10 protein-coding genes and 1 other annotated feature are annotated in these 6,773 nt (G+C 44.5%); of the genes, 6 read left to right on the top strand and 4 right to left on the bottom strand.

The window, feature by feature from the left end:
• The first annotated feature begins 134 nt into the window (after positions 1-134).
• On the top strand, positions 135-518 hold the full coding sequence (locus tag B3M90_RS01015; RefSeq protein WP_069940471.1) for a hypothetical protein: 384 nt from the start codon (positions 135-137) through the stop codon (positions 516-518).
• Complete coding sequence (locus B3M90_RS01010) at positions 515-688, top strand: hypothetical protein (protein WP_290782223.1); 174 nt, start codon at positions 515-517, stop codon at positions 686-688. Before B3M90_RS01015 ends, B3M90_RS01010 begins: the two co-directional genes overlap by 4 nt.
• 130 nt (positions 689-818) lie before the next feature.
• Here B3M90_RS01010 and B3M90_RS01005 read toward each other — a convergent pair whose 3' ends face one another.
• The 4 genes from B3M90_RS01005 to B3M90_RS00990 all read right to left on the bottom strand — a co-directional run bounded on the left by B3M90_RS01005 (position 819) and on the right by B3M90_RS00990 (position 4,016).
• Positions 819-1,733 (bottom strand): hypothetical protein, encoded by a 915-nt coding sequence (locus B3M90_RS01005; protein WP_290782221.1) that lies wholly within the window; start codon positions 1,731-1,733, stop codon positions 819-821.
• Positions 1,734-1,842: 109 nt separating this feature from the next.
• Complete coding sequence (locus B3M90_RS01000) at positions 1,843-2,394, bottom strand: GNAT family N-acetyltransferase (protein ID WP_214855839.1); 552 nt, start codon at positions 2,392-2,394, stop codon at positions 1,843-1,845.
• Between the two features lie 84 nt (positions 2,395-2,478).
• Positions 2,479-2,724 (top strand) — a binding site (T-box leader).
• A gap of 325 nt (positions 2,725-3,049) precedes the next feature.
• A complete protein-coding gene (locus B3M90_RS00995; RefSeq protein ID WP_214855841.1) occupies positions 3,050-3,301 on the bottom strand; it encodes a hypothetical protein in 252 nt (83 codons plus the stop codon).
• Between the two features lie 58 nt (positions 3,302-3,359).
• The gene (locus B3M90_RS00990) at positions 3,360-4,016 is read right to left on the bottom strand and encodes a hypothetical protein (protein ID WP_290782219.1); all 657 of its coding nucleotides are present in this window, start codon (positions 4,014-4,016) and stop codon (positions 3,360-3,362) included.
• A 132-nt stretch (positions 4,017-4,148) separates the two neighbouring features.
• Here B3M90_RS00990 and B3M90_RS00985 point away from each other — a divergent pair, with 132 nt between their 5' ends.
• From B3M90_RS00985 to B3M90_RS00970, 4 genes are all read left to right on the top strand, one after another.
• Positions 4,149-4,835 (top strand): glyoxalase, encoded by a 687-nt coding sequence (locus tag B3M90_RS00985; RefSeq protein WP_290782216.1) that lies wholly within the window; start codon positions 4,149-4,151, stop codon positions 4,833-4,835.
• Between the two features lie 30 nt (positions 4,836-4,865).
• The gene (locus tag B3M90_RS00980) at positions 4,866-5,276 is read left to right on the top strand and encodes a hypothetical protein (protein WP_290782215.1); all 411 of its coding nucleotides are present in this window, start codon (positions 4,866-4,868) and stop codon (positions 5,274-5,276) included.
• A gap of 20 nt (positions 5,277-5,296) precedes the next feature.
• Positions 5,297-5,773: an NUDIX hydrolase gene (locus tag B3M90_RS00975; RefSeq protein WP_290782212.1), complete on the top strand. Its 477-nt coding sequence runs from the start codon at positions 5,297-5,299 to the stop codon at positions 5,771-5,773.
• 428 nt (positions 5,774-6,201) lie between these two features.
• Complete coding sequence (locus B3M90_RS00970) at positions 6,202-6,672, top strand: hypothetical protein (RefSeq protein WP_290782210.1); 471 nt, start codon at positions 6,202-6,204, stop codon at positions 6,670-6,672.
• Positions 6,673-6,773: the final 101 nt, after the last annotated feature.

The raw sequence follows: 6,773 nt of genomic DNA, 5'->3' as shown, positions 1-6,773 counted from the left end.
TTGAGAATCCCACCCTCACCAAAGGTGTGGGCTTGCGGCTTTAGCCGTGGGAGTGTCAAAATTAGCGTTTAATATCGCCAAAGTCTTGCAGACACAAGTCGATCATCTGTTCATTTCAGAACAGGAGGAATGGGATGTCTAAGAAAAAAACGGGTTTATTTTTAGTAACGCTCGTGATAGTGGCGAGTCTTACCATCATTAGTATGATCATCGAAAACAATGTAACGTTCTTCTCGATTGTTCAATTGGCGATTCTATTGATCATGTTCTTCTCGTATTTTACGTGGGCACGATCAGGAGAAGACGAGCGTCCTGTGCCAGAAGATGAGCTCGGCAAAAAGATTACGACGGAAAGCGGCCTCGTTAGCTACAAAATCCTGATTGTCCTGATTTTTGGATTCATCTGTCTCGATTACTTTTTACGTGAATCAGCGAATCTGTTATTGATCGTTTTGTTCGCGATTGCTTTAGTTACACTACCAATCATTGAGTTTATGAAAGCACGTTCCTATCGATGAAGTGGTTTGGAACGGAAAGGAGTAAAGCATGGAAGAACAACAATAATGATGTCACTACTGATGGTACATCTACTATATTATATGGAATGTGCCTGCTGCATCATGCACGAAAAGCGATTGAGCTTGCTCCACTAGATGTTGCTTATTATGAATTTATCTTGTTTTTTTGAGGGCAATCCTCATGTCTATCTGTTTAAAGAAGAAATAACTGATACCCACAAACGAATCAAAGAATTGCATAAATGATGAAAAAAATACCTAGATGAGATGACTAATAATCTCTTCTAGGTATTTTTTTTATTATTTTGTCAGTACAGGTGAAATCAATGTAGTAACTGTACTGTTTCCTTCTGCAGTTACACGAAGATTCGCCACACCCGTGACATCAATATCAAAGTCTATTTCATCCGCGCCATATACAACATCATAGCGACCGAGTTCTTTTCCGTTATTGTCGGAGAATACAAGTGTCATTTCATCTTCTGGACTTGCATATTTCAAGTCACTCGAACTTTTTGTCAAAGCTTGTTCAGTCAAAAGGGATAGTTGACCAGATAATTTTTTATATTTTCGATCAAGACTAAAAGTAGCATATTCATCATTGAAGAACCCTGATAAGATTACGTTTTGATTATTTAGTTTACCATTCGCTAAAATGGATTGATTTTTTTCAATCGATTCAAACGATGAAGAGGCGATATGGATCGATGAAAGTGATGTACCTGAAAGTGGTGTTCCGACTTCATAAGCGGTGGAAGTCTCGATTAGAGGTAATCCTGAAAGGTCTGCTAACAATTGTAATGGTACGTATGGCGTTTTACCAAGCATCAACAAACTTTCTGTATTTTTGTACTTACCAGTTACGACTGCTCCGTCTGTGACAAGTGATTTTGAAGATGCGAGAAGGCGATACCCAGTCGAAAGCTCTTTGATCTTCTTTTTGTTCCCTTCGTTCTCGATTTGAAGATTCTTGTACTTAGTATCAAGTGATTTATAAGACTTTGAGAGGCTCGTGTGCTGTCCTTGTAACGTCTTATAGGCGTTTTCCGACTTCTTTGTTTTTTTCTTTTCGTCGGCTAGTTGTTTTTGGAGTGCTGCTTTTTCCTTTTTCAGTTTAGCCACTTCTTTTGAAGTTGAACTTGCTTCAACGATTGATGTCTGCATGACACCGAATGCTAATGATGATACAAGACCTGCTGCGATCCATTTCTTCAAGATGGTTCCCCCTTAAATGACAAAAATGATTTCTTACACCTAACAGTATATTCCAATATCATCTTTTTAGATTTCAATCATTTTGAAATGAAGGGAATGTTTTTATAGATTAAATTTGAAACCAATCACTTCGCAATATCGAGTACATATACAAATCATCGAATTGTCCACGCGTTTTCTCATATTGACGAAGCAACCCTTCACGTTGGAATCCGAGCCGTTCAAGCAATCGTTGCGAAGCGGTGTTTGCTGGTAGGACAAGTGCTTCGATCCGGTTGAGCGAAAGTTCTGTAAAGCCATATTCGATGACCGCAAGCGCTGCTTCCTTCGCGATGCCTTGTCCCTGATAGGCAGGGCTCAACTCAAACCCAAGTTCTGCCCGCTGATGGCGTTCCGCTTGATTCAAGAAACCGCAACTGCCGATGATGACATCGTCTTCTTGTAATGCGATCCCGAACCGGATACCCGTTCCATCGCGACGAATCGAGGCATACCAGTCAATCTCTTCAAGCGCGTCTGCTTCTGATTGAAAGGCGGCGAGTCCCATCTGTTTGACGACGTGTTCGTCTGATAAATAGGCTAGGACACTCGTAGCATCTTCGGGTAACACTTCGCGTAAGACGAGACGATCCGTTTTAAGCGTTGGGAAAGTATGTAACATTCAAAAAACTCCTTTGCAAGAAAATGTAAAAAGTTATTGTGCAGTGTTTAAGGCATATGGTAAGATTCTCCACAACAAGAGCATATCATTTCGTTGACGAGAAAAAGTAATGATTGTCCCTCTGCCTTACAGAAAACCGGGATTGCTGAGAACCGGTAGCCAGATCAATCATGAAGATCCTCTCTGAGAAGTCACGCTGAACCATTCAGTAAGCGTGACCGGGTGTCCACCGTTACATGGAATGCGCATGATAGTGTGCAACTAAGTGCTGTCGAGAACGAGTATTCTCGACGGAATATGGGTGGTATCGCGGTGAAGTCCGTCCCTGTCAAAGGGGCGGACTTTTTTTGTATTCTCTCAGTTACCGATTAAAGGAGCGAACAAGAGATGACGTCACAAAACTAAGCAGAAACCGTACAACAACGCGAGGAGCGTGTCCGAAACAGATGGAAACAAGACCAGGTCTTCGCACGATCGATTGAACAACGCACGGAAGCGGAATTCGTATTCTATGAAGGTCCACCGACTGCTGCGACTCGGGAACTGCGAACGCGATTCGCGAAGAGACACGCAATTGTTATTTCTATGAAAAGATGGGCTATCGATTGACCGGTGTCAGTCAACCGCTCAATGAACGGGCGACACTCGTTTCCTATCAGAAATCGGTTTCGGAATGAGCGGGTTTTATCGGAAGGAAGAACCACCACAGATTCGTTAAAAGAGCGGCAAGGACGGCAAAGTTAAACAGATAAAGGCAAAAGAAGAAGACGAACTCACCGATGTCCTCAAGGTTAGCTAACGGATTATCGATCAAGTACGATTCGTGACTGACGCCGAAGATGAATAAAGGAAAGAAGACATAGAAGTATCGTTTCCAAAAGAATGACGCAGGACCAGTTTGAAACATATGAGCACCTCCTGAAGGAATGTCGCGCTTCTTCCGGTCAGAAGAAGCGTGTGTTCGTTTACGATAAAGATGGTGTCCCGACGACTTCGACGTGGCGCGTGACCGTATCAAACAGACGTGTCCGCGTATCGTTATGAGACAACAGCAACGGCTCACCCGTCTCGTCATAGATGAAGGCAATCGGAATCGAAAAACCACAGTTGCGGTACGAACCATCGGCATGACTCGTTCCGATCATGAGCGCTTGTTGCGCCTGACTGATGATGCGCGCTTCACCGGACCACTCAACGTACTGTTCCTCGCTGAACATGCCGACGCCAATCGGGTTGAAGATGAGATCAAGTCCGGATTCCTCGCATAGTCCGTCGTTTCCTAAGAAGATTTCGCGGCAGAGGACGTATCCATAGCGAAATAACCCGTCGTTTGCTGTTGAAGGCATATAAAGCGGTCTAGCTTCTGGTGTTTTGCCGCGATCAAGCAGAATCGTCCCGGTCGCATCGATGATGACAGCGCGATCGAGATTCGCTTCATCTTTGTAACCGAGGACGATGGCTGTTTCGAACTGCTTGGCAAGATGTTGCACGCGTTCGAGTTCTGCGACCGTACAATAGCCTTCCGGGTAGACAATCAGGTCGACTTCAGGATAAGCGGTGATTTCACGTTCGAATTGCTCGAGCCCGGTCTCGCGTTTCGGTTGGGCGATTAATAATTTCATCAAAACATCCTCTCAGGTATAAATATATCTGAAAAATCAGACTTTACATTCGTCATGATTTTACCATTAGTGGTAAAATAAAGCATATCGCTTTTTGATAAATTTTACTGCAAATGAAGGAAGGTCATCAGCTTGAACATTTCGAAAACCATTCTTGTAACACGCCATCTACAGGCAATGAAGGATTTTTACATAAACCAGATCGGATTCCCGCTCGTCTCGGAAACGAACGAGTCGTTTACGATGCAAACCGGTATTGATCAGCTGACATATCAACAGACAGACGATGTTGATACGCAATACCATATGGCGTTCAACATTCCGGAAAACGTCTTCCAACAAGGAAAAGCGTGGCTCGTAGAACGGACACCACTTTTGATCAAAGATAGACAAGACGAGATTTATTTTGACTTTACGGACTCACATTCCTGCTATTTTTATGATCCAGATGAAAATGTGCTCGAACTAATCGCGCGGCATCAAATCAATCCGACGAAAGAAGATCAAACGTTTGAAGTAACTGATATCCTTGGAATCGGTGAGATGAGTCTGACGGTGAAAGACGTGCTTGAAGTGGGTGAACAGTTAGCGGAGATCGGTGTTCTCGAGCGACGGGAACGTCCACTCAACGGTGCGTCACTTAACTTCCTTGGACCGGTCGCGGATGGAACGCATATCTTGCTCGTCCCAGAAGGACGCACATGGTTGTTCTCACCGAAGACGGCGAAGGTCAGTCCGATCGAGATGGAACTCGACGGCAGTCATCGAGTCCGGCTTGACGCAGCGGGCGTATGGCATCAAAGTACCGTTTCTTCATAATTCATTATTCTAAAAAGTGAGGGAAGTAAGATGAACAAAGCGGTGAATGCGAGTATCGCGTTCGGATTATTGTTGTTCGTATGTGGTTTCTTTTTTCTGTTTGGCTATTTGACCCGCTCAATGCCGATTCAGCAAGGCGGTGACCCGGTCATCTTACCGGTCGCAGCACTCCTCGTTCTCCTACCATTCGTGATCCGTGAAGGCATGCGCGTTTTGACGTATGTCTCGCTGACACGTCGACAGGTCGGCGTACTCATCTTATTTGCAATCAGTGGAATCATACTAAGTAGTTGGATTGAGGTGCAGCAGAATGTTGCCGTAATCGATTTCCGTTCCCTCTTTACGATACATACGTTCGTACTGTTCGTTTCGGACATCATCTTGTTGTGTCTCCTATTGACGGGGCTCAAACGGATGCGCGTCCGAACGAGAGTGATTTAAATGGAAAAGGACTGAATGACATGGGATACATTACAGAATTACGAAAACTCGTCGGCACACGACCGCTCGTCATGGCAGGAGCGTGTGTCATCGTCGTCAACGATAAACAAGAAGTCTTATTACAACTTCGGCAAGATAACGGTTGCTGGGGACTCGCTGGTGGAGCGCTTGAGATCGGGGAGACGCTCGTAGAGACAGCAAAACGAGAATTAAGGGAAGAAACCGGTCTTGAAGCAGAACAGCTCGAATTATTGAACGTCTATTCGGGTGATGCGTTTTACTATAAGTATCCGCACGGGGATGAAGTCTATAATGTGATCACGGCATTTCTGTGTACGGCGTATACGGGTGAAATCGTTCTGGATCCGTCAGAAGTCGCAGAATTACGCTTTTTCGCTATGGATAAGCTACCAGAAAACCTCAATCCACCGGAACAGCCGATTTTGATTGAGTATGTCGAAAAACAGCAAGCAATAACGCATCACGTTTCCATCTGAAGAAATTGGTATGAATAGAAAATCTTGAATGAGCCTTTCATTCAAGATTTTTTGTTGCCCTGGAACGCGTTCTAGTCTTTAGCCTATCAAACAAGAACTCGCCAATCCTTTGAACAACATCAACCGCTCTGGGCACTTGAAGAGAAATGGTATAAACAGTTTCTGGTCTGTCCGATTGATACGACAGCGAAAACGCCGGAGCAAGTCTGAAAAGCAGCAGTTCATCGGTTGGCTGTCAACGGAATCTTAGGAAGGGAGAATGAGATATGAATATAAAAGGGATGACCTATCCCCTCATCGAGGAACAAGACGAAAAACAGGTCTACTGAATAGAAAAAGGAGAAGCGGTTCAGATTGGACAGACTTACGAAACGATTCGGTTAGAAAAGATATCACATCAATCCATCCTAGTACGGGAGCAAAAATTGGTGTCAGAAAAAATCGGCAATCGAACGATCCGCCTGACGATTGATGCAGAAGACTATACGCCACTCGAATTCGTCGAGTACCAAGATGGCGTCCAAACCGTGCATGCGTTGTATCGAGCGGATGCAGTCGTAATTACGCGAGGCAATGAGCAGTCTGTCCTACCGATTCATACCGAAAGTGTTGATCTGTTTTCAATCGAATTGTTATTGCGAGCATTACCACTAACCGTTGATTCGACGTTTTCGTTTAGTGGCTTTAGTGCCGTTTCAGGACTTGCGGTACCGATTCAGGTGCGACCCTTGCGGCACGATCGATTGACGACCGAATCAAGCGAACACGTAGAGACACTTTGCGTCCACGTTAGGTTTGGTGAACGTGTTCAGTATTACTGGATTGACCCAGTCAAGCGGGAGTTGTTAAAACAGTCCTCACAGATTGCGGACGGGATCTCATTGGAATTTCGTCAATGAAAAAAAGAGCTGACTCAAAAGTTGGTCTCTACAAAGAAAAGGGTGGCAGAATGATGATCTGCCACCCTTTTCTCGTAAAAATGACGCGTCACACGCCACTC

This window comes from Exiguobacterium sp. UBA6309, assembly GCF_002439205.1.
In the GTDB taxonomy this organism is placed as follows: domain Bacteria; phylum Bacillota; class Bacilli; order Exiguobacteriales; family Exiguobacteriaceae; genus Exiguobacterium_A.
The sequence above is the reverse complement of the archived record's forward strand: the minus strand, read 5'-3'. Positions and strand labels throughout refer to the sequence as shown.